The organism is Vagococcus luciliae (assembly GCF_024637875.1).
GTDB classification, from domain to species: domain Bacteria; phylum Bacillota; class Bacilli; order Lactobacillales; family Vagococcaceae; genus Vagococcus; species Vagococcus luciliae.
Genome location: NZ_CP102451.1, coordinates 2,044,072 through 2,061,516 on the forward strand (window position 1 = coordinate 2,044,072; position 17,445 = coordinate 2,061,516).

The following is a 17,445-nucleotide window of genomic DNA, read 5'->3' on the forward strand; positions in this document are numbered from 1 at the left end:
CTGATAGACAACAGTCAGTAGAATTTTTTTATGCTTGATTTAAAAAGTAAAAATCTGACAAGCTTGACAAGACAGACCATAAAATCATTAACAATGTTAATATGATATTAAACGATTCCCCCACAAAGGTAACAATGCCTATCATTAAAACGGAAAACAATACCACATTTATGATAAAGGCTACTGATAATGGCATACTGAGAAATTTTTTGTGAAGCCAATCTATCATAGAAACATTTTTTATTTTATCTTCTCTCACATTTTTTACAGCATATGTACCTAACAAAGCAATTGGCAAAGATAATATACCAACGAGTACGTAACTACTGATATCAACCATTCCAGGGGATAATGAAAATAAGCTAAACAACATAATAAACATTATGCTAAAAATAACCTTTAAACTGATAATCTTAAATAAACTACCTATAACAATCAATAACAATGTCGCTATAGGTACTGCCATAGACATCATATCTTCCGAATCCTTTAAAGAATTATACGTTATTATAGATACTACAATTCCCATTGCGATGATTGAATCAATTATACTTTTATTCATATAATCCCTCATTTTTATTAATTTTAACATTTTCAATTGTTCATTGTCTAATATAAAACAACAAATAACTATGATTCGTTCATTAAACATTTTTTTCTAAAAATAATATAAGAATTTATAAAATATTGGCTAGTTTTAGTTGTTATATAGTCATTTATTGTATTATGCTAAGAGAGATTCATTCTTTATGAAACATGACACGTTATAAAAGGAGTTTGTACATGGTACCAAAACAAACTGGATTGGGGCAATCACATGGAAAAATTATCTTGCTAGGAGAACATGCAGTAGTTTATAATTATCCATCGATTGCTATACCTTTTCCTAAAACATCTATCCAAACAATCGTAGAAAAAGCGACATCTCATCAAACTATCTCTTGTGACTTTTATACTGGATTACTTGATGACATGCCAGAGTTATTAGATAGCTTAAAAGAAGCCATTCACCTAAGTCTGAAGACATTAAATCAAGAAACTTATCCTTTATCTATCACTATAAAGAGCACCATTCCTGCTGAACGCGGTATGGGATCAAGTGCTGCAGTTGCTGTCGCGACTGTTAGAGGGATTTTTGATTATTTTGATACTGAATTAACACAATCAAAACTACTCGAACTGGTCAATACATCTGAAAAAATCGCTCATGGTAACCCAAGTGGGTTAGATGCCCTAATGACAAGTTCCTCTTCACCTTATTATTTTATTAAAGGACAAGAAGAGGTTCCTTTAAATATGGTTTTAGAGGCTTACTTAGTCGTTGCCGATACTGGTGAAACTGGACAAACAAAAGAGGCTGTTGAAAGTATTAGTCAAAAGCTACAACAAAAAAATTCTCTACATTATCAATTTTTAATCAGCTCTCTTGGTGACTTACCAAAAAAAGGAAAAGTTGCATTAGAGACTAATCAAGCAAAAATTTTAGGTAATTATATGACACAAGCTCACAATATCTTAAAAGAGTTAGATGTATCTAGCGAAAAATTAGACGAACTTGTTGAAGAATCCCTAAGTCACGGAGCTCTTGGAGCAAAATTAACCGGTGGCGGTCGCGGTGGATGTATGATAGCATTAGCGATGGATAAAAAATCGGCTCATGAAATTGCTCAAGCTTTAGAAGTTCATGGAGCAAAACAAACATGGGTTTATGAAATGAGTGAACAACTATTATGAGACAAATTGGACGCTGTCGTGCCCACACAAATATAGCCTTAATTAAATATTGGGGTAAAAGAAATAATGATCTTTTTTTACCAATGAATAGTAGTCTATCTTTAACCTTAGATGCTTTTTATACTGATACCTCTGTTACTCTTGATTCTAATCTTGAAATGGATGAGTTTTTCCTAAATGGAATGAAACAAGACAAAGATGAAACAAAAAAAATTAGTCGCTTTCTTGATTTATTTCGTCAAACAGCGAACAGTGATGTACATGCTAAAATTGAAAGCTACAATCATGTACCAACTGCGGCAGGTCTTGCTTCCTCTGCTTCTGCTTTTGCTGCCCTTGCTGGTGCTGCAAATACTGCTTGGCAACTTAATTTAGACAAACAGACACTCTCTACTTATGCTCGTCGTGGAAGTGGAAGTTCAACTAGAAGTATCTATGGTGGTTTAGTTGAATGGAACATGGGAGAAGGAGATATATCTGAATCCAGTTACGCAATCGAAATTGATGACGCATCATGGGACATCGGAATGATTGTCATTGCGATTAACAAGAATAAAAAGAAACTATCAAGCCGTATTGGAATGAAACTAACAGTCGATACCTCGCCATTTTATCCAGTATGGGTAACCGAAGCGAAAAATGATTTAATCGCCATGAAAGAAGCTATCAAACAAAAAGATTTTATCAAGCTTGGAGAAATCACTGAATCAAATGGGATGAAAATGCATGCAACTATGCTTGGAGCAACTCCTCCTATTTCATACTGGGAACCTGATAGTGTTAAAGCAATCAATAAAGTTAAAGAAATTCGTAACAATGGTATTCCTTGTTATGTTACAATGGACGCTGGACCGAATGTAAAGGTATTATGTAGACAATCACAAATGTCTGACATATTAGATAAATTAAAAGAAAGTTTTACAAATGATCAGTTAATTTGTTCCGCTGTTGGAGAAGGAATTAAACAATTAACTGACACAGAATGGAGTTACTAAAGGGGAGATTTTTTTGATTAAAGCAAGTGCACCAGGAAAATTGTACATCGCTGGTGAATATGCTGTACTAGAACCTGGAAACCCTGCGCTAATCGTTGCATTAGATCAATTTATTACTGTAACGCTAAAAAAAGCAGATACACAAGGAAGTATTTGTTCATCTTATTCAAATGGTATTTCCATTCCTTGGACAAGAAAAAACGGAAAATTTTACATGGATGAGCGCGATAATCCTTTTTCTTACATTGCTAGCTCTGTAATGATTGTTGAATCGTATTTAAAAGAACTAGGATTACCATTAAAATATTTTGATTTAACGATTGAAAGTGAATTGGATAATAAAGATGGACGAAAATATGGACTTGGTTCAAGTGGTGCGGTTACTATTGCTACTATTAAAGCCATGTTACAATTTTACGATATTAACTATAACGCAGAATTACTTTATAAATTAGCAGCAATTACTCATCTTTCATTGCACAGTAACGGATCATTTGGAGACCTAGCTGCCAGTTCATTTGAAGGATGGGTTGCTTACTCGTGCTTTGAAAAAGATTGGGTATTAAATCACCTAGAAAATAATTCACTTACTTTGGTAGAGCTATTAAAAAGACAATGGCCAAAACTAATGATTGAACCACTTGAAGCCCCAACGAATTTAGATTTGTATATTGGTTGGACAGGAACACCAGCTTCAACGACATTACTCGTTGACACAATGAATGATGAGCAACATGAAATGAACGGTTTTTACCGAGACTTTTTAGAAAAAAGTGCAAATTGTGTCAAAGATTTAATTAAAGCTTTCAAAGACGGAAACATTGAAACATTTCAAGAGGGTATTCGTTTGAATCGTTCTCTTCTCACATCATTAGCACAAAAAAGTGGAGTTGACATTGAAACTGAAGCCTTATTAAACTTGTGTCAAAGTGCAGAAGAATTTGGTGGAGCTGCTAAATCTTCTGGTGCTGGTGGTGGTGATTGCGGCATTGTTTTATTTAAAAAAGAAGATAATGCTTCTTCAATGTTAGAAAAATGGGAAGAACATGGTATTACAAATTTACCACTGAAAGTTTACCGCACTCCTAATACCACACATCAAGCAATTGTATCGGAGGTTTAATGTTCTATGACGACTTCTTGGAATCGTAAAGATCAACATATTCATTATGCTGAGATGCAATACAGCCAACCTAAGTCTAATGGCTTAGATGGTGTAAGATTTGTTCATCAATCTTTTTCTGAAATTAGCGTGAAGGATGTGTCCTTACACACCAATTTGGATACTTTAAAACTGGCTGTTCCCTTTTTTATTAATGCGATGACTGGTGGCAGTGATAAAGCAGCGATCATCAATAAAAACTTAGCCTATGTAGCTCGTGAAACAAATATAGCTATGGCGGTGGGGTCTATCAGTATTGCTTTAAACGACACGACACAGCAAGAATCCTTTAAAATTGTTAGAAAGACAAATCCTAATGGTGTTATATTTGCCAATCTAGGTGCCCATCACTCTGTTGAAAATGCTAAAAGGGCCGTTGATTTGATTGAAGCCAATGCTTTACAACTTCATTTAAACACACCACAAGAACTCGTTATGCCAGAAGGTGATCGTGACTTTTCGAGTTGGCTAAAAAATATTGAATCAATTGTTAATAACCTTAATGTCCCAGTGATTGTTAAAGAAGTTGGTTTTGGTATGTCCAAAGAAACGATTCAACAACTGATTGATGTTGGGGTAACTATTATCGATGTAGCAGGCAAAGGTGGAACAAACTTTATTGAAATCGAAAATCAACGACGAGAACTTAAAGAATATTCTTATTTATATGATTGGGGACAAACAACTGCTGAATCGCTATTAGAAGCTAGAAAATTTTCATCACAAGCAGCGATTGTTGCCTCTGGCGGTATAAAAACACCACTTGATATGTTAAAAAGCTTTGGCTTAGGTGCGGTATCAACTGGATTATCTGGTGAGTTTCTGCATCTTATTTTAACCAAAGGAACAGATGAAACAATTCAGCAAATTGAGCGCTTTAAGGAAGAATTAACACACTTAATGGTCTTAGTTGGAGCAAAGTCCATCGCAACTATAAAAGATCAACCTCTTGTTTTAGATAGTCAACTAACAAATTGGTGCTATCAACGGCATCTGCCAATAAATTAAAAAGTGTAGCGAACCGTTATCTAACAGGTTCGCTACACTTTTATATAAGAAAAATGTTGTTGCTGTAACTCAACTAAGCGAAAGACGCCTGAGGGAACTATTTTTATCTTCGTTAAAAAATCACTCGCTTTTATCCCTTGATTTGCCATAGCTTTTTGACAACTTGAAAAAGTAACACATCCCGTTTGGCTAAGATGTTCTATCTTCTGACATACAACACTATCTAGATACCCTTTTACAGCTGGACCATTAGCGACTACTTCAACCTTGACCTCTTTCTCACTTTGGCTCATCTCTAAAAAATTTTTAACATTTGCTAGACAAGTTGGCCACATCGACTCATCATGAATATGAAAAACGACTTTCATGTTAACACTCCTTTCTTAAATAAATGGGAGCACGATAATAATCTTGCTCACTGACAATACTTTTTTCAACTAACTGATAAATCTGACCAGCACGTATATCTAGAGCCAATTGACTCTCATTTTTTTTACTAATTTTAGTGATAATTGGTAACTCACTCGTATTTTTTTCTTGTTTTAGATACTGCCTACCTATTTCATTAAAGCCAAGCACTCTTAGATAGGCTTGGTTCCAAACATGCTCAATCTCCTCTTGCCTCACGTTTAATAACAAATAAGTTGCTAATCGCTGTAACCTTGCCCAAGTATATCGCTTTGTTTTTACCATCTCAATGAATTCAAACATATTATGTGCTTTTTTCGCGCACTCTTTCAAACGATATTCAATGCCTTCAGTTAATTGATAGGTTTTAGTTAATTCATCTGTTGAATGACTCAATAATTGATACTTGAGTAATGGCCAGTAATCTTCCCATGAATGAAGTAACAATTGATTTAAATCTGCCAAACTTTCTTTAGGCAATGTATGTGAAATACTGGAAAGATTATTTTCTAATGCTTGTTTTCTTATTCCTGTAGCACTTGAAAATGTTTGCTCTTGTATGTCTTCTTCATGATACCCTGACCCTTCTCGATTAATTGAAATAAGGGACATCGGTCTATTGTATCTAGCGTTTTCCTTTGCATAAGCCATTCCTAAAATATGATTAGGTGAAGAAAAATCTAATGGGACACTTGGTAATAATTCACGATAAATTTGTGTCATTTGTTGCGGATAGCTCTGTCCATTATTTTTTAACTCTTGATACCGTAAATTGATTAATGTTTCCTTCTCCACATACTCTTTTCCAAATTCGCCATAATCTAGAGATTTTATTGTATCCGTGCCAAAACAAAGCGCCTCTACATGTAAACTTTGAAGTAGTTTCACACCACCTTTTGCAAAATAATCGGCTGATTGAACAGCATAGGCAAACGGCAATTCAATCACTAAATCAGCACCATGTTTTAAAGCAACTTCTGCCCGATGCCATTTATCAATAATAGCCGGTTCTCCTCGTTGTAAAAAATTACCACTCATCATAGCAACCAAGACATCTGCTTTTGATTTTTTTTTAGCTTGTTCTAAATGATACTTATGCCCATTATGAAATGGATTATATTCCACAATCACGCCACAACTCGTTAATCTCATCACGTTCTCCCAACATAGTAAAATAGCTTAGAGAACAAGTCTCCAAGCCATTTTTTATTTTTGACAAATGAAAAACCAACGTTTTGACTCATCTTCTGGTTGATTATCGGTAAAATCTGCACAGACTTTTACTTCTGAAAAACCAGCCTGTTTTAATAACGATTGGTAGGTTTCAATTGTATAGGTTCTTTCTTCATGTAACTCATCATAACGTCTAAATAGCTCATCTTGATTATTTTCTTTAACAAAAAATGTCAAAAAGTGCTCGACGCTATAAGGAACATCTCCTGGATAGCTTTCCCATAAAAAAGCAAACTCATCTGTTTGATAGTGATAACTATATTCTGAAAATTCTTCTTCTATTTTAAAAATAGAATGAACGTCAAATAAAAATGTTCCATCTGATTTTAAAGAGCGATAGACTTCGTTAAAAACAGTTTGGACGGCTTCCTCATCTGGCATATAACATAATGAATCAGAATAACACGTAACCACATCATAGTCTTCGTTTTTATTCAAATCAAGCATATCCCCTACTTCAAAAGATAATAAGTCATCTTCTGGCGTGGTTCTCTCTTTGGCAAGCTCAATCATTTCTTTGGATAAATCCAATCCGACAACTTGATGACCTAAATTAGCCAATTCAACAGATAATATGCCTGTTCCACAAGCTAATTCTAATATTTCTTTGGGATTATCACCTATGTGACGGGTTGTAAAATTCAACCAATCTTCATAAACCGTTTCATCCATGACTTCATCATAGATTTTGGCAAATGTTTTATACGTGGTCATTAACTTACTACCATGTTATCAATATTTACTAATGGGGCATCTGACCATAATTTTTCTAAATTATAGAATTCACGTTCTTCTCCATAAAAGACATGAGCGATCACATCACCTAAATCGATTAATACCCATCGAGCTGACTCTTTTCCTTCAACACGTCTAACCTCAATATTATGTTTGTATGCTTCATCTACGATTTCTTTTGCGATAGCTAATACCTGTTTATCACTATTTCCATGACAAATCACAAAATAATCTGCTAATAAAGATACCTTAGATACATTTAATCCCACGATATCCTCAGCACGTTTGTCATCTGCTGCTTTTACTACTAATTCTAAAATCTGCTCACTATTAATAATGAATCCCTCCTAATTACTTACAACCCAATAATTATATGTTTCCAATGTTTTTGGGTAAATCTTTTTTTTGCTTTTTAACAAATAATTTAATGTATGATACGTTTCATATGCTACTGCTTCATCTAAATCACGATTAGCACACTCTCTTGCTTCAATTACACCAGGAAAATCACGACCATCTTCAATATAGTCTGCTACATAAATGACTTTTGCTAACTCTGTCATCTCTTTAGCACCTGTTGTATGAAGTCTAATAGCATCGAGAATTTCTGGATTTATAATACCTAATTCTTTTTCAACTAAATAAGCACCTAACACACCATGCCAAATAGCATTTCCATAATCCAGTAAGTCATTAGAAAAATCATGTGATTCAATCAAATCTATCATCTCATCATCCAATCTTTCTTTAGCATAATCATGCGTTAAAGCCGCAATACTCGCTTCTTCTTTATCGACATGATACTTTTCTGCTAACTCAAGTGCTTTTTTTTCTACTCGTAAGACATGTTGAAATCGTTTTTCTGACATTTGTTGTGATATTTTATCCATTAATTCTTCACGGGTTAAATCAGTATTTTTTTTACCATAAACTAACTCAGTTGTCATGTTTGTACAAGTCCTTTTTCTGTATATAGTCTATTACATCGTCTGGCACAAGATACTTAATCGGACAACCTCTTTGGATATTTCCTCTTATTAATGATGAACTCACATCAATTCTAGGAGAATCTACCCATATTAGAGGATATTTCGACACTTCTGGGTAACCACTACGCTTAATCGCAACAAACTGAACCATTTGAACCAATTCGTCAATTCGATACCATTTTGGTAGATACTCAACCATATCTCCACCTATAACAAAATAATAATCTGTATTAGGATTTTTTGCAATTAAAGACTCCATTGTGTCAAAAGTATAACTTTTACCTTCTCGAAAAACTTCTTCTAATTCAACATTTAAATAGGAACTTGACTCTGTTGCTAACGTCAACATATCTACTCTGTGAGTGGCATCAATAACTGTTTTTTTATCTACATGTGGTGATTGATATGTCGGCATTAAATAAAATTCATCTAATCCTAACTGACCATAAACTTGATCAGCCATCACTAAATGTCCTATGTGAACAGGATTAAATCCGCCACCTAAAATGCCCACGCGTTTTCTATGTTGATTTAATGTGTCAACTTCTTCCTTAACAAGCGCATGTTCTTGTTGTTTAGTCATCATAAAAAATCCCTCTACATTTTTTTAACAAGCGGTGAAATTTTTTGATATTTATCTTTAGAAGATGGTCGGTATAACACAATAATGCGTCCAATAATTTGAACTGCTGAACAACCGAGTTCTTCTTCCATACGCCATGCTACATCTTGAATGTCCTCATCAGTATTTTGTAATAACGTGATTTTAATCAATTCACGTCTTTCTAAAATATCATCCACTTGATCATAAACTGTATCAGTTAATCCATTTTTTCCAATTTGAACGATTGGGTCTAAATGATGTGCTTGACTTCTTAAAAATCTCTTTTGTTTTCCACGTAATTCCATATATATTTTATCCCTCTTTCTTAAATCAAGGCTTTTCTGATAATAACATCAACGCCTTTTGGTGCCCATCCTGCCACAACACAAGGTTTAGGGATTGTGACCCATCCAAGTCCTGCAAAAACTAAATCTGTTTTTTCTTTCACTGAAAATTCAAAACGAACCAACTCTGGAAAATCTGCTACTTCATTTTCTCTCGGTGGTTGTAGTAATCCTCCAACATGTTTTTCATAAAATTCACTTGCCGTTGCAAGCTTTGTCCGATGAAGAACTAGTTCATTTGAAACATAAGCAATAAATCCCATTTTTTCACCTTGAATCACATCAAAACGAGCTAATCCTCCTAAAAAAAGTGTTTGCCCATCATTTAATTGATACACTTTTGGCTTGATTTCTTTAGTTGGTGACACTAATCGTAAATCTTTTTTTCCAAGATAATGCGCCATCTGATGACGATGAATGATTCCAGGTGTATCAATTAAACAACTACCATCTTCAAATGGAATTTCTATCAAATCAAGTGTTGTTCCTGGAAATTGAGACGTTGTAATAACATTATCGACACCTGCTGATTGTCTAATAATTTCATTGATTAATGTTGATTTACCAACATTTGTTACACCTACTATATACACATCTCTACCATCACGATACTTATCAATCAACTCAAGTAAATCACTTATATCTTGCTTACGTTTAGCACTAGTCAACGTCACATCTACTGGTCGTAAACCAGCTTCGTGAGAGCGTTCCTTCATCCATTGAATTAAGCGTGGTTTTTTAAGTGATTTAGGTAAAATATCCGCTTTGTTTCCAACTAAAAGAACAGGATTATCACCAACAAATCGATGTAAACCTGGAATTAAACTTCCATTAAAATCAAAAATATCCACAACATTGACAATTAATGCATCCACGTCACCTATTTTATTTAACAATGCTAGAAAATCACCATCTGTTAAATCCACATCTTGAATTTCGTTATAGTGTCTTAAGCGAAAACAACGTTGGCAATACAGTTCTCCTGATTCTAATCCTTTTTCCAAAGCAGATTGTGGTGTGTATCCTATTTTATTTGCGTCTTCTGTTTGTATAGTTGAACCACACCCTATACATTTTAGTTCATCAGTCATTTAATGACGTCCTCCATTTCATATCTGGATGTTTCTTTAATAAATACGACATGATTTTCGTTTCCATCGCACGATTAATACGTGTATTCCATGCATCCGTTTCAACAATTGGTTTCACTAAAATAGTTCGAATCCCTGCACTATTTGCTCCTTTAACGTCAGTCATCAATTGATCTCCTATCATGACTAAGTGTTTTGCTGGCAAATCATAGCGTTTTTCAACTTCTTTAAACCCTTTGCTAAAAGGTTTCATCGCACGTGATACATAATCAAGACCTAAATTTTCAACAGCTTTTTTAATGCGAGATTCTTTATTGTTAGAAACAACAATCACTGGTATATTTGCTTCTTTCATACATTGAATCCACTCAAGTAGTTCAGGTGTTCCATCAGGATTGTTCCAAGCAATCAACGTATTATCCAAATCTGTTAAGACGGCATCAATTCCTTTTGATTTCAACTGAACAGGTGTAATATTATAAATTCTATCTACCATCCACGTTGGTTTATATTGATTAAACATATCTTCTTCCTTTCAAAAAAAATAGAGGCTCTAGGCACTCTACGTCATTTGTTATTATACGCTATTTTACTTAATATTTCATCCGTTATGATAAAAATATCCTTAAACATATTCATTAGAAAAGAGAATGATGCATTTATTTACTTTAACTTATGGTATCGTATTCACCTCAATTAATAATCCTGACATTATCACTATTCTAACAAAAATTAATAAACAATAACTAATAGTTTCATCAATTAAAAATAAAACAAAATGATAATAAAACGTTATTTAAAAATAAATATTATACACTAATATACATTATGTGTATAATAAAATATATAAAAAGGAGGAGATTTATTTTATGTTTAACAAAAAAACAATTCTTAAAAGTGTATGTATTTCTGCATTAACTTTAGGAATTGGTTTATCATGTTCACAAGGTGTCAAAGCTAATGAAAAAGGTTGGATAGCAAACACTCCAGATATGATTCAAATCGATGAATTTCAATCTGAGTATATTATTAAATGGGGAGATACATTATCTGCTATTAGTATTAAAACTGGAATTAGCATTGATACTATAGTTAAAGCAAATAATATTAACAATCCTAATTTAATTTATGTTGGAGATAAATTAGTCTTTAATTGGGATAAAAAAACAGTAAGTTATGTTACTTCTGATGGAAAAGTACTGGGAACTACACCAATTGAAAAAAATTCTTTCACAAATCAAACTAAACAAATTAAAGGAACTACTTCAAAAACAGTTAAACCAACTAACTCAGTTAAACCAACTAATCCTGTTGAACCAACTAATCCTGTTGAACCAACTAATCCTGTTGAACCAACTAACCCTGTTGAACCAACTAATCCTGTTGAACCAACTAATCCTGTTGAACCAACTAACCCTGTTGAACCAACTAATCCTGTTGAACCAACTAATCCTGTTGAACCAACTAATCCTGTTGAACCAACTAACCCTGTTGAACCAACTAACCCTGTTGAACCAACTAATCCTGTTGAACCAACTAATCCTGTTGAACCAACTAATCCTGTTGAACCAACTAACCCTGTTGAACCAACTAATCCTGTTGAACCAACTAATCCTGTTGAACCAACTAATCCTGTTGAACCAACTAATCCTGTTGAACCAACTAATCCTGTTGAACCAACTAATATAGCTTCACAAACTATGCTAGATCTTGTTAATCAACATAGAAAAAATCATGGATTAAATGCTCTAGTACTATCAAATCGATTAACTGAAGCAACTGATATTCGTGCTAAAGAAAATACTCATGAATTTTCACATACTCGTCCTAACAACACAAGTTGGGAAACAGTCCTAGATGATATTAATTATGAAACAAAAGCTGGGAGAGAAAATATTGCTTGGAATCAAAATGTAGATGAAAGTGATGAATTTATCGCAGATTATTTCTTTAATCAATGGAAAAAAAGTGATGGTCACAACGCTAACATGCTTGGTTCTGAAAATACAGATTTAGGTTTTAGTTTCACTAAAGATGGAGACCGTGTATATGGTGTTCAAATATTTACTAGTGGTGAAGTAAACCCTAAAAATAATGAAGCAAATAATACTTCAACTAACACAACGGAAGAAGATAAGAATACAAATAGCACCATAGAAGAAGATAATATTGTTCAAAATAACGAACAATCTACAACTCAATCTCCTTCATTAGATAATGATGAAGCAACTGATTCAGTTAATTCATCTGATAACCAATAATTTTTTCGAAATCACTCACTCAATCTAAGTGAGTGATTTTTTACTCTAATAATAACACCTTACTTGAGGTATGATATAAAAAGAAATAAAATAAATCTTGAAAAGGAGATGTTATTATGACCAAAAAAGCAAATAGTCAAGACATTTTAGACATGATTAACGAACTATTAACTAAAGAGTTAACTAATAAAGAAAAAAATATTTTTGTCCAAGCAAAACTTGCGTTAGAGTCTAAACATTATCTGCCAAGAGTCACAGCAGACTTACGAAGTTCACTGACTCCTTTGGCTATGAGTAACCAATTATCAAAAGAAACAGGAGAATTATATTTAACGATAACTAACTATCCATATACTAATAATAATTTAGGTGGCGGATTAATCAGCGTTTTTGGTAATAATCTAAAATAACAAAACAAGCTAATTAGGCAAATATCCGCCTAGTTAGCTTGTTTTATTTTCCAATATCTGTTCTATAATAAAAATCAGTTAACTGTTGCTCAGATAACCAACCATATACTTTTCCTCTCGCTTTTTCGAGTGTTGCTCCACTACTTTCAGCCATAAATACTCGACCACCATTTGAGATAAGAGAATCATTTTTACTTGCAACCCCTGCAAAGAAAATATTCACTGCTTTATTCGTTGCATCAATGTTTAAAGGTTTTCCTTTTTCATAACTATTTGGATAGCCTTTTGCAGAGACAACAACACCTAAGTCAAATCCAGTATCTTTCCAAGAAACTTTCGTTGATTTATCATCAAAAATAGATTCGATTACTTCAACTAAATCTGTTTCTAATCTTTCAAGCAAGACTTGTGTTTCAGGATCTCCAAAGCGAGCATTATACTCTATTACTTTCGGACCATCTTTTGTCAATATTAATCCTGTATATAAAATCCCTTGAAAATCTCTTCCTTCTTTTTTCATCGCGTCTACTGTAGGGTAAACTATTTTTGACAATGACTCTTGATACACTGAATCTGTCACATATGGTACAGGACTATATACACCCATCCCACCTGTGTTTGGTCCTTTGTCTCCATCAAAAATAGCTTTGTGATCTTTAGCTGCAACCATTGGATACACAAAAGATTTTCCAACAAATGACAAGAGAGAGAATTCTTTACCAACTAAAAATTCTTCTATCACAATTTTTGGTTCTTCACTATCAAAAATATTATTTAACAAATTATCATCTACAGCTTGTATTGCTTCTTCAATGGTTTCTGCAATCACAACACCCTTACCTGCAGCTAAACCATCTGCTTTGATGACAATCGGTAATTCTTGTGTTGATAGATAATGAATTGCGTCATCTCTATTGGTAAACGTTTCATAATTTGCCGTTGGAATATCATATTTTACCATTAGTTGTTTAGCAAAATCTTTTGAACCTTCAATAATGGCTGCATTTTTTTTAGGCCCAAACGCTTTTATCCCTTTTGTCCCTAAAAAATCGACTAATCCATCTATTAAAGGGACTTCAGGTCCGACAAATACCCAACTAATCTCGTTATCCTGACAAAATGATACAATAAATTCTTGATCACTTTCGTTTCCATCTACTAACTGAATCCCATCTATTATCATTCCAGCGTTTCCTGGTAAACAATAGACTGCTTCAACTAGTGGACTTTGTAATAATTTTTTACTAATTGCATGCTCACGTCCACCACTACCAATTACCAATAGTTTTCTTTTCATCAAGTATTCTCCTCTTAATGTTTGAAATGTCTTGTTCCAGTGACAATCATTGCAATACCATACTCATTTGCTACATCAATTGATTCTTGGTCTTTCACACTGCCCCCTGGATGTATAATTGCTTTTATCCCATGTTTTGCTGCGTATTCAACACTGTCAGGCATAGGGAAAAAGGCATCACTAGCTAAAACAGCTCCTTTTGCTAAATTACCTGCTTGATCAACTGCCAATTTTACTGACCCGACACGATTCATTTGTCCAGCACCAATACCTAATGTATGACGGGCGTTACCGACAACAATCGCATTACTTTTTACAGATTTAACTACTAACCACATTTTTTTCAATGCATCAATGTCTTCAACTGTTGGTAATGTATCCGTAACAACTGTCCATTCTGTCTCATCGTCACTTTTAGTATCAGACTCTTGCACTAGTAAACCACCTGAGACACTGACTAATTCCCACTCAGATTGGTTTGGTTTCGTTGTGTCTAATTGAAGCAAACGACGATTTTTCTTTTTCTCTAATATCTCTAAAGCGTCAGCTGTAAAACTTGGGGCAATAATAATTTCTAAAAACAATTGATTTAAACTTTCAGCCAAATCAGCATCAATTTCACGATTAAAAGCTAGTACGCCACCAAAAATCGAAATCGGATCACTTTCATAAGCTAGGCTGTAAGCTTCATGTATCGTTTTTCCAAAACCAACACCACATGGATTCATATGTTTCACAGCAACCACTGTTGGTTCATCAAATTCTTTGACTAAATGTATCGCTGCATTAGCATCTTTATAGTTGTTATAAGATAATTCTTTCCCATGTAATTGTTTTGCTGTTCCTATTCCGATTTCTGATTGATTATCATCTGATTGGTAGAAATACGCTTTTTGATGATTGTTTTCACCGTATCTTAAAGTATCAACTTTTGTATAGTTTAGTGACAATTGGTTTGGTAACCCTTTTTCATCATTTTCTTCTGACAAGTAATTAGCGATGCTTGCATCATAGTCTGATGTGGTTGCAAATACTTTTGCTGCTAATGATTGTCTTGTTTTAAGTGTTGTGTCCCCTGCTTCACTCAATTCATTTAAAATAACCTCATAATCACTACTATCAACAACAACCGTCACACTAGCAAAGTTTTTCGCGGCACTTCGTAACATACTCGGGCCACCAATATCAATTTGTTCAATCGCTTCATTTTGTGTCACATTAGGTTGAGCAATGGTTTCTTTAAATGGGTACAAATTGATACACACTAAATCAATCATCTCTATATGGTGTTCTTTTAATGTGTTCATGTGTTCTGAATTATCTCGTCTAGCTAATAATCCACCATGAATAAATGGATGCAGTGTTTTGACTCGTCCATCAAGCATCTCTGGAAACTTCGTTACTTCTTCCACACTCAAACACTTAATCCCCTCAGATTCAAGTATTCGTTTTGTTCCGCCAGTTGAAATAATGTCATACCCTAACTTAACTAACTCTTTTGCAAAATCTGCTACACCAGTTTTATCATAAACGCTAATGAGTGCACGCTTTTTAGACATTCTTAAATTCCTCCAAGATAAATTGATTTAAAATAATTGGTAATACATGATGCTCTAATTGATGCATCTCTTCCTCAAATTCTTCTAAAGAAAGCTCACGGTTAATTGCTAAACTTTCTTGATAGATAATTGGGCCAGTATCCACACCTTCATCCACTAAATGAATCGTCACACCAGTCTTTTCATCAGTGCTTTCATAGGCTTCTTTTATGCTTTTATTTCCCGGATATTTTGGTAATAAGGATGGATGCAAGTTAATGATTTTCTTTTTATATTGATTCAAAAGTGTTGGGCCGATAATTTTCATATAGCCTGCTAACACAATGAGATCTATTTCTTCATTTTCTAGCATCGTCAAAATGTTTTGTTCGTACTCTTCTTTTGTCTGATGTACCTTTTTTTCCATCACAAAATAAGGCACATCATACTTTTTTGCTCGTTCAATCACGTAGGCATCTTTTTTATCACAAAATAAACAGACCAATGTTCCAGCAATATTTCCTTGTTGACTCGCTTTAACTATTGCTTCAAAATTTGATCCGTTTCCTGAAGCAAAAATGGCAAATCTCATCGACTCTCTCCTTTAATGTGAACAGATCCTGTCGCACCTAGTTCAACTTGTCCAATTGTATAAGCAAGTTCATCATGATCATTGATATAATCTAAAACTGTCTGAGCATCTCTTTTATCAACTGCTAGTACCATACCAATTCCCATATTAAATGTACTAAACATATCTTTTTCGCTGATATTTCCAAGTTTTTGTAAACAATCAAAAATAGGTAGTACTGGCCACGTGCCTTTTGTTATAGTGGCTGATATATTCTCTGGTAACATTCTAGGAATATTTTCATAGAAACCTCCACCAGTAATATGAGCAATGCCTTTAATTTTTTGCATTTTAATTAATGGTAAAACACTTTTTATGTAAAGTTTTGTTGGCGTTAATAACACATCACCTAAAGTTTTTCCATTTAACTCATCCAAAACTGTGTCTAAAGAAAAATCATGATCTTTAAATAAAATTTGTCTAACTAAAGAAAAACCATTTGAATGAATCCCGCTTGATGCAATACCGATTAATACATCACCTTCAGAAATAGTCGATGAATCGATTATTTCTGATTTTTCTGCTAACCCAACTGCAAACCCTGCTAAATCGTAATCATTTTCACCATACATATCAGGCATTTCTGCTGTTTCGCCACCAATTAAGGCCATTTTAGATTCAACACACCCATTAGCAACACCTTCAACAATTTTTTCTATTTTTTCAGGATAGGTTTTTCCTGTTGCAATATAATCCAAAAAGAATAAGGGTTCTGCTCCTTGAGCTAAAATGTCGTTTGCACACATCGCAACACAATCAATCCCAATTGTGTCATGTTTGTCTGCTTCAATGGCAATCATTAATTTTGTTCCCACACCATCTGTTCCAGAAACAAGGACGGGCTCTTTCACATCATACTGACTTAAATCAAAGCAGCCACCAAATCCACCTAATGCACTCATCATTCCTAAACGTTCTGTTTTTTTTGTGTGAGCTTTAATTCTTTCTACGACTTCGTATCCTGCTTCAACATTGACTCCTGATTTTTCATATGCTGTTGACATA

Annotated in this window: 20 protein-coding genes; 6 read left to right on the forward strand and 14 right to left on the reverse strand. The window is 33.9% G+C overall.

Annotation, left to right across the window (positions count from 1 at the left end; translation table 11 throughout):
• Window positions 1-28: 28 nt before the first annotated feature.
• The gene (locus G314FT_RS09965; protein ID WP_257701198.1) at window positions 29-562 is read right to left on the reverse strand and encodes a hypothetical protein; all 534 of its coding nucleotides are present in this window, start codon (window positions 560-562) and stop codon (window positions 29-31) included.
• Window positions 563-783: 221 nt separating this feature from the next.
• Here G314FT_RS09965 and mvk point away from each other — a divergent pair, with 221 nt between their 5' ends.
• From mvk to fni, 4 genes are read left to right on the forward strand one after another with little or no spacing between them, the layout of a single operon-like run.
• On the forward strand, window positions 784-1,734 hold the full coding sequence (mvk, locus tag G314FT_RS09970) for a mevalonate kinase (RefSeq protein WP_257701205.1): 951 nt from the start codon (window positions 784-786) through the stop codon (window positions 1,732-1,734).
• Window positions 1,728-2,729 carry a diphosphomevalonate decarboxylase gene (gene mvaD, locus G314FT_RS09975; protein WP_257702560.1) on the forward strand — a complete coding sequence of 334 codons (1,002 nt, stop codon included), beginning with the start codon at window positions 1,728-1,730 and terminating at the stop codon, window positions 2,727-2,729. Before mvk ends, mvaD begins: the two co-directional genes overlap by 7 nt.
• Window positions 2,730-2,742: 13 nt before the next feature.
• The gene (locus tag G314FT_RS09980; protein WP_257701211.1) at window positions 2,743-3,852 is read left to right on the forward strand and encodes a phosphomevalonate kinase; all 1,110 of its coding nucleotides are present in this window, start codon (window positions 2,743-2,745) and stop codon (window positions 3,850-3,852) included.
• A gap of 6 nt (window positions 3,853-3,858) precedes the next feature.
• Window positions 3,859-4,899, forward strand: coding sequence for a type 2 isopentenyl-diphosphate Delta-isomerase (gene fni / locus G314FT_RS09985; RefSeq protein WP_257701213.1), 1,041 nt, complete (start codon window positions 3,859-3,861; stop codon window positions 4,897-4,899).
• A gap of 32 nt (window positions 4,900-4,931) precedes the next feature.
• Here the strand turns inward: fni and G314FT_RS09990 are convergent, their stop codons facing one another.
• Genes G314FT_RS09990 through G314FT_RS10030 form a run of 9 tightly spaced genes read right to left on the reverse strand, consistent with a single transcriptional unit; the run spans window position 4,932 to window position 10,826 of the window.
• Window positions 4,932-5,267, reverse strand: a complete 336-nt coding sequence (locus G314FT_RS09990; protein WP_257701214.1) for a DsrE family protein — start codon at window positions 5,265-5,267, stop codon at window positions 4,932-4,934.
• Window position 5,268: 1 nt separating this feature from the next.
• On the reverse strand, window positions 5,269-6,459 hold the full coding sequence (locus G314FT_RS09995) for a nucleotidyltransferase (protein ID WP_279348158.1): 1,191 nt from the start codon (window positions 6,457-6,459) through the stop codon (window positions 5,269-5,271).
• Between the two features lie 54 nt (window positions 6,460-6,513).
• A complete protein-coding gene (locus tag G314FT_RS10000; RefSeq protein WP_257701218.1) occupies window positions 6,514-7,254 on the reverse strand; it encodes a class I SAM-dependent DNA methyltransferase in 741 nt (246 codons plus the stop codon).
• A complete protein-coding gene (rsfS, locus tag G314FT_RS10005) occupies window positions 7,254-7,595 on the reverse strand; it encodes a ribosome silencing factor (protein WP_257702562.1) in 342 nt (113 codons plus the stop codon). Before rsfS ends, G314FT_RS10000 begins: the two co-directional genes overlap by 1 nt.
• 27 nt (window positions 7,596-7,622) lie before the next feature.
• Window positions 7,623-8,222: a bis(5'-nucleosyl)-tetraphosphatase (symmetrical) YqeK gene (gene yqeK, locus G314FT_RS10010; RefSeq protein ID WP_257701220.1), complete on the reverse strand. Its 600-nt coding sequence runs from the start codon at window positions 8,220-8,222 to the stop codon at window positions 7,623-7,625.
• Window positions 8,212-8,850 carry a nicotinate-nucleotide adenylyltransferase gene (locus G314FT_RS10015; protein ID WP_257701222.1) on the reverse strand — a complete coding sequence of 213 codons (639 nt, stop codon included), beginning with the start codon at window positions 8,848-8,850 and terminating at the stop codon, window positions 8,212-8,214. The genes yqeK and G314FT_RS10015 overlap by 11 nt, the downstream gene beginning before the upstream one ends.
• Window positions 8,851-8,861: 11 nt before the next feature.
• Window positions 8,862-9,173 (reverse strand): ribosome assembly RNA-binding protein YhbY, encoded by a 312-nt coding sequence (gene yhbY / locus G314FT_RS10020; protein WP_257701224.1) that lies wholly within the window; start codon window positions 9,171-9,173, stop codon window positions 8,862-8,864.
• 20 nt (window positions 9,174-9,193) lie between these two features.
• Entirely contained in the window at window positions 9,194-10,303 is a 1,110-nt protein-coding gene (yqeH, locus tag G314FT_RS10025) for a ribosome biogenesis GTPase YqeH (RefSeq protein ID WP_257701232.1), read from the reverse strand.
• The gene (locus G314FT_RS10030; protein ID WP_257701234.1) at window positions 10,296-10,826 is read right to left on the reverse strand and encodes a YqeG family HAD IIIA-type phosphatase; all 531 of its coding nucleotides are present in this window, start codon (window positions 10,824-10,826) and stop codon (window positions 10,296-10,298) included. The genes yqeH and G314FT_RS10030 overlap by 8 nt, the downstream gene beginning before the upstream one ends.
• Before the next feature lie 346 nt (window positions 10,827-11,172).
• On the opposite strand from G314FT_RS10030, the gene G314FT_RS10035 reads away from it, so the two are divergent.
• Together G314FT_RS10035 and G314FT_RS10040 are read left to right on the forward strand one after the other, a co-directional pair.
• Window positions 11,173-12,564 carry a CAP domain-containing protein gene (locus tag G314FT_RS10035; RefSeq protein WP_257701243.1) on the forward strand — a complete coding sequence of 464 codons (1,392 nt, stop codon included), beginning with the start codon at window positions 11,173-11,175 and terminating at the stop codon, window positions 12,562-12,564.
• 116 nt (window positions 12,565-12,680) lie between these two features.
• On the forward strand, window positions 12,681-12,974 hold the full coding sequence (locus G314FT_RS10040; RefSeq protein ID WP_257701246.1) for a bacteriocin immunity family protein: 294 nt from the start codon (window positions 12,681-12,683) through the stop codon (window positions 12,972-12,974).
• A 43-nt stretch (window positions 12,975-13,017) separates the two neighbouring features.
• Here G314FT_RS10040 and purD read toward each other — a convergent pair whose 3' ends face one another.
• From purD to purM, 4 genes are read right to left on the reverse strand one after another with little or no spacing between them, the layout of a single operon-like run.
• The gene (gene purD / locus G314FT_RS10045; protein WP_257701248.1) at window positions 13,018-14,271 is read right to left on the reverse strand and encodes a phosphoribosylamine--glycine ligase; all 1,254 of its coding nucleotides are present in this window, start codon (window positions 14,269-14,271) and stop codon (window positions 13,018-13,020) included.
• Window positions 14,272-14,285: 14 nt separating this feature from the next.
• Window positions 14,286-15,830 (reverse strand): bifunctional phosphoribosylaminoimidazolecarboxamide formyltransferase/IMP cyclohydrolase, encoded by a 1,545-nt coding sequence (purH, locus tag G314FT_RS10050; protein WP_257701250.1) that lies wholly within the window; start codon window positions 15,828-15,830, stop codon window positions 14,286-14,288.
• On the reverse strand, window positions 15,823-16,401 hold the full coding sequence (gene purN / locus G314FT_RS10055; RefSeq protein WP_071457274.1) for a phosphoribosylglycinamide formyltransferase: 579 nt from the start codon (window positions 16,399-16,401) through the stop codon (window positions 15,823-15,825). The genes purH and purN overlap by 8 nt, the downstream gene beginning before the upstream one ends.
• Window positions 16,398-17,444 carry a phosphoribosylformylglycinamidine cyclo-ligase gene (purM, locus tag G314FT_RS10060; protein ID WP_257701253.1) on the reverse strand — a complete coding sequence of 349 codons (1,047 nt, stop codon included), beginning with the start codon at window positions 17,442-17,444 and terminating at the stop codon, window positions 16,398-16,400. Before purM ends, purN begins: the two co-directional genes overlap by 4 nt.
• Window position 17,445: the final 1 nt, after the last annotated feature.

What these genes read in the sequence shown, in the direction of transcription:
- G314FT_RS09965 (WP_257701198.1), bottom strand. Translation starts at nt 562, where the DNA reads ATGAATAAAAGTATAATTGATTCAATCATCGCAATGGGAATTGTAGTA.
- G314FT_RS10015 (WP_257701222.1), bottom strand. Translation starts at nt 8,850, where the DNA reads ATGATGACTAAACAACAAGAACATGCGCTTGTTAAGGAAGAAGTTGAC.
- yhbY (WP_257701224.1), bottom strand. Translation starts at nt 9,173, where the DNA reads ATGGAATTACGTGGAAAACAAAAGAGATTTTTAAGAAGTCAAGCACAT.
- G314FT_RS10040 (WP_257701246.1), top strand. Translation starts at nt 12,681, where the DNA reads ATGACCAAAAAAGCAAATAGTCAAGACATTTTAGACATGATTAACGAA.
- purN (WP_071457274.1), bottom strand. Translation starts at nt 16,401, where the DNA reads ATGAGATTTGCCATTTTTGCTTCAGGAAACGGATCAAATTTTGAAGCA.
- G314FT_RS10000 (WP_257701218.1), bottom strand. Translation starts at nt 7,254, where the DNA reads ATGACCACGTATAAAACATTTGCCAAAATCTATGATGAAGTCATGGAT.
- G314FT_RS10030 (WP_257701234.1), bottom strand. Translation starts at nt 10,826, where the DNA reads ATGTTTAATCAATATAAACCAACGTGGATGGTAGATAGAATTTATAAT.
- yqeK (WP_257701220.1), bottom strand. Translation starts at nt 8,222, where the DNA reads ATGACAACTGAGTTAGTTTATGGTAAAAAAAATACTGATTTAACCCGT.
- G314FT_RS09990 (WP_257701214.1), bottom strand. Translation starts at nt 5,267, where the DNA reads ATGAAAGTCGTTTTTCATATTCATGATGAGTCGATGTGGCCAACTTGT.
- mvk (WP_257701205.1), top strand. Translation starts at nt 784, where the DNA reads ATGGTACCAAAACAAACTGGATTGGGGCAATCACATGGAAAAATTATC.
- fni (WP_257701213.1), top strand. Translation starts at nt 3,859, where the DNA reads ATGACGACTTCTTGGAATCGTAAAGATCAACATATTCATTATGCTGAG.
- purD (WP_257701248.1), bottom strand. Translation starts at nt 14,271, where the DNA reads ATGAAAAGAAAACTATTGGTAATTGGTAGTGGTGGACGTGAGCATGCA.
- G314FT_RS09995 (WP_279348158.1), bottom strand. Translation starts at nt 6,459, where the DNA reads ATGAGATTAACGAGTTGTGGCGTGATTGTGGAATATAATCCATTTCAT.
- purH (WP_257701250.1), bottom strand. Translation starts at nt 15,830, where the DNA reads ATGTCTAAAAAGCGTGCACTCATTAGCGTTTATGATAAAACTGGTGTA.
- G314FT_RS10035 (WP_257701243.1), top strand. Translation starts at nt 11,173, where the DNA reads ATGTTTAACAAAAAAACAATTCTTAAAAGTGTATGTATTTCTGCATTA.
- yqeH (WP_257701232.1), bottom strand. Translation starts at nt 10,303, where the DNA reads ATGACTGATGAACTAAAATGTATAGGGTGTGGTTCAACTATACAAACA.
- purM (WP_257701253.1), bottom strand. Translation starts at nt 17,444, where the DNA reads ATGTCAACAGCATATGAAAAATCAGGAGTCAATGTTGAAGCAGGATAC.